We start from the raw sequence: 2,499 nt of genomic DNA, 5'->3' as shown, positions 1-2,499 counted from the left end.
TCCTCATCGTCAAACGCGACTTCGGGTTCACCAAGACCCGCTACCGCGGGATCGCCAAGAACCTCAACCACCTCAACGTGTTGTTCGCCTCAGCGAACTGGTTGATGCGGGCACGTGCCGTCGCCCTGATGGGTTGACGGCCAGGCGTCAGCCTGCCCTCAACCGCCCCGCACACGCCCACATGGGCTGATCGGCCCAGGTCCAGAGCGCGCACGCGACCCCAAACCTGGCGGTCCCGACCAACCACGCCCGGAATGGTCCTTTCATCAGCGCATCCTTAGCAGAACTGGTGGGTCGGGCCGAGGACGCGCTGGCCGCGGCACCCGGCGTCACCGGTGTCCGCCGAGTGCGGATGCGCTGGATCGGCCACGAGATCCAGGCCGACGCCGACCTCGAGGTCGACCCGCAGACCAGCCTCGCTGACGCCCACGGCATCGCGCACCGCGCTGAGAAAGTCCTGGTCGGCGCCGTACCCAAACTCAGCTCAGCCGTCGTACACGCCTACCCTGCCCCCGACACCCAGCATTGTGCGCAGCCGCGCCCAGCCGGTTAATGCCGTGATGAATGTCATCCAAGCGGTTCGATCCGTCGCGCCACGGCCCCCTCTTGGACGAGTCGCGGGGATCTCCGAGCAGGATGCCAGCGCTTTCGAATCACCAGTCGCGCCACCAGCAGTGTGTGGTTACTGAAGGCCCGACATCAGTACCGCAAATGGCTTGTCGCCGGTCGATGCCATGAGGGACTGTCCCGTGGCCACGAGGATCTCCAGGTCCTCGCCCTCGCCTGAGACGTAGAGTGCCTGCGCGTCGGGTGCGAGAAGGTCGGTCGCCCGCCATGTTCCTCCGGCGTCGGTGCTGGTGTGGACCTGTCCGTCCGGTGTGAGACCGGCGACGGTGTCGCCGTCACCGAAGGCCACCATCAGCAGCAGTGGCGCCTGGTCCATCCAGCGCCAGCTGAGTCCGGCGTCGGTGGAGTGCACCAGCCCCTCAGACGTGGTCGCGAGAACCGTGGCCCCGTCGCGTGAGCCGGCCAGCGTCCGGGGTTGGGCGTCGAGGTTCCCCTCGCGCCAGGTCCGGCCGTCGGCAGTGCTGCGCAGGACGCCGTCGAACCCGACGACGGTGCTGCCTGCGGTGGTCAGGGCATGAAAGTCGGACCCGCCTCCGCGGGACAGGACGGTCCACGTCGTCCCGCCATCGCGTGACTCGATGAGCCCGACCGGTTGCGGCAGGTCGGTCGCAGTCCCGGGGTGCCCGGAGGCGAAGTAATGGCCGGGTCCGGCCACGGTGAACCCCATGAGGTCGATGACGGGTCCAACCCGCTGCGGGGTCGCCCCGTCGTAGACGTACAGCCCGTCGTGTGCGGCCACGACCACCTTGCCGCTGCCGGGGTCACGGGCGATTGCATGGACGTGCGCGCTCGGAAGCCTGAGCTCTTCGGCACCCGGGCTGGCTGACGGTGCCACGGGTTGCGGCGTCGGCGTTCCGCCCACTGGGTCGCTGGTGGCGGCCACGGGGTCTGGGGTCGGTTCAGGAGAGGCGGAGGAGCACGCCGCCACGAGTCCGATGGAGATCACCGCGACGAGCAGGCTGAGTGGTCGTGACAGGGAGAGTCGCTCACGCATGGTCAGCCGAGCATCCCCTTCATGGTGGTGATCTCCTTCTCCTGACCTTCCACGACCGCCGTGGCCAGCTTCTCCACCTCAGGGTTGGACGTGGTGGCCAGCACGTCCTGAGCCATCTCGACGGCGCCCTCGTGGTGCTCGATCATCATCGTCAGCCACATCTGGTTGAATTCGGGGCCGGAGGCGCCCATCAGTGAGCTCATGTCGTCGTCGCTCATCATCCCGCCGTGATCCATCTGGCCTGAGCTCTCCGAGGCCCCCCACTGGGCGAGCCACCCCTTCATGGTCTGGATCTCGGGATCCTGGGCTGCCTTGATCTGGGCGGCCAGCGCCTTGACGTCCTGCGATGCCGTGTCGTTCTCCAGGGCAACGTCGGCCATCTCCACGGCCTGTTCGTGGTGCGGGATCATCATCTGCGCGAACTCCACGTCTCCCGAGGTAGCGGTGGTCGTCATGCCCTCAGCCATGGACGAGGAGGTGGTGCCTGCACCGGACATCGTGCTGTGGGAGTCGTCGCCGGAGCCGCAGGCGCTCAGCGCCAGGATGAGGACGGCGGACGCGGCGGGGATGGCAAGTCGAGAGGTCAGACGCACGAGAGGTCTCCTGGAACTGGGGCTGGAGCAGAAAGGACGATCCTGTCCGGCGGACCGTGGAGGTCAGCCGGTGGTTTCATGAAGGTTCGATGAAGGTGCCCGACCGTCGCTGACGGCTGCCGCCTCTGCCTCAGGTCGGGGCAGCCGGAGCCGTTTGAGCATCAGGGCGTTGACGGCGACGATGACGCTGGACCCGGACATGGACAGGGCGGCCATCTCGGGGCGTAGAACCAGACCCCAGCTGGCGAAGACCCCGGCCGCGATGGGCAGGGCGATCGCGTTGTA

The 2,499-nt window shown here is 67.6% G+C and carries 4 protein-coding genes; 1 reads left to right on the top strand and 3 read right to left on the bottom strand.

Features of this window, described 5'->3' with window-relative positions; genetic code table 11:
• Positions 1-289: 289 nt before the first annotated feature.
• The gene (locus PLL68_RS13835) at positions 290-553 is read left to right on the top strand and encodes a cation transporter dimerization domain-containing protein (protein ID WP_324535050.1); all 264 of its coding nucleotides are present in this window, start codon (positions 290-292) and stop codon (positions 551-553) included.
• A gap of 129 nt (positions 554-682) precedes the next feature.
• On the opposite strand, the gene PLL68_RS13830 is transcribed toward PLL68_RS13835, so the two are convergent.
• From PLL68_RS13830 to PLL68_RS13820, 3 genes are all read right to left on the bottom strand, one after another.
• Positions 683-1,462 (bottom strand): F510_1955 family glycosylhydrolase, encoded by a 780-nt coding sequence (locus tag PLL68_RS13830; RefSeq protein WP_502910719.1) that lies wholly within the window; start codon positions 1,460-1,462, stop codon positions 683-685.
• A gap of 161 nt (positions 1,463-1,623) precedes the next feature.
• Positions 1,624-2,214: a DUF305 domain-containing protein gene (locus PLL68_RS13825; protein WP_324535046.1), complete on the bottom strand. Its 591-nt coding sequence runs from the start codon at positions 2,212-2,214 to the stop codon at positions 1,624-1,626.
• 63 nt (positions 2,215-2,277) lie between these two features.
• Positions 2,278-2,499, bottom strand: a 222-nt coding sequence (locus PLL68_RS13820) for a hypothetical protein (RefSeq protein WP_324535044.1), incomplete at its 5' end; no start/stop codon positions are given.

The organism is Ornithinibacter sp. (assembly GCF_035443565.1).
Taxonomy (GTDB): Bacteria; Actinomycetota; Actinomycetes; order Actinomycetales; family Dermatophilaceae; genus Fodinibacter.
This window is presented reverse-complemented; position numbering and strand designations above follow the sequence as displayed.